This window comes from Ensifer sp. ENS06 (assembly GCF_014852205.1).
Taxonomy (GTDB): domain Bacteria; phylum Pseudomonadota; class Alphaproteobacteria; order Rhizobiales; family Rhizobiaceae; genus Ensifer; species Ensifer adhaerens.
On sequence record NZ_JACVBC010000036.1, the window covers coordinates 1 to 1,155 of the forward strand.

Genomic DNA, 1,155 nt, shown 5'->3' on the forward strand with positions numbered 1-1,155 from the left:
GCCCTTTCTCAATCCGGCCTTTCTTGCCTTCCTCGTTTGAAAACCACTGCACCTTCTCGGTCCACATCCGAAGCGCCGTCTCGCGATCGAGGCAGTTGGCGCGCGGGTAGAGCTGCAGGCCGCCGACAGTCTTGCCGGTCACCATCCACGACAGCGAAACCCAGGGGTTGTAGGATGCGACGCGGGTCGCATCGGTGCCGGCGGAGACGTTGACGCCCCTTGCCAGCATCTTGGCCACCGGCGGCGTCGCTTCAGCGACACCATGGCCGTAGCGCTCGACGAAGTACTCGCCCTGATAGGCCATGCGGTGCTGCACGGCGATGCCGCCGCCAAGGGCGGCGATCCGGTCGATCGAGCGGTCAGAGATCGTCTCCGCATGGTCGAAGAACCAGTTGATGCCCTCAAGCGGGATATCCTGGTTGACCTTCTCGAAGACGTCGAGCGCACGGGTGATCGTCTCGTCATAGGTGGCATGCAGTCGCCAGGGCCAGCGGTTCTCCGCAAGAATGCGCACGACCTCTTCGAGTTCGCCCTCCATCTCCGGCGGCATGTCCGGGCGCGGCTCGCGGAAGTCCTCGAAGTCGGCGGCGGAAAACACCAGCATCTCGCCGGCACCGTTGTGGCGGAAATAGTCGTTACCCTGCTTGTACTTGACCGACGACGTCCATTTCAGGAAGTCGTCCTTCTCCTGCTTCGGCTTCTGGGTGAAGAGGTTGTAGGCAAGGCGGACCGTCATCTGGCCCTCGTCCGAGAGCTTCTGGATGACGGCATAGTCATCCGGGTAGTTCTGGAAGCCGCCGCCGGCGTCGATGACGCTGGTGACGCCGAGCCGGTTGAGCTCGCGCATGAAATGACGGGTCGAGTTGACCTGGTAATCGAAGGGCAGCTTCGGCCCCTTGGCGAGCGTCGAATAGAGGATGCCGGCATTGGGCTTGGCCAAGAGCAGCCCCGTCGGGTTGCCGCTGGCATCGCGAGTGATCTCGCCGCCCGGCGGGTTCGGCGTGTCCCTGGTGTAGCCGACGGCGCGTAGCGCCGCGGCATTGAGCAGCGCCCGGTCATAGAGATGCAGCAGGAACACCGGCGTATCGGGCGCGACCGCGTTGATCTCATCGATCGTCGGCAACCGCTTTTCGGCGAACTGGTGCTCGGTGAAGC

Annotated in this window: 1 protein-coding gene; it reads right to left on the reverse strand. The window is 63.7% G+C overall.

Annotated features, from left to right (window positions below; translation table 11 throughout):
* Nucleotides 1–1,155, reverse strand: a 1,155-nt coding sequence (locus IB279_RS36715; RefSeq protein ID WP_192341244.1) for an amidohydrolase, incomplete at both ends; no start/stop codon positions are given.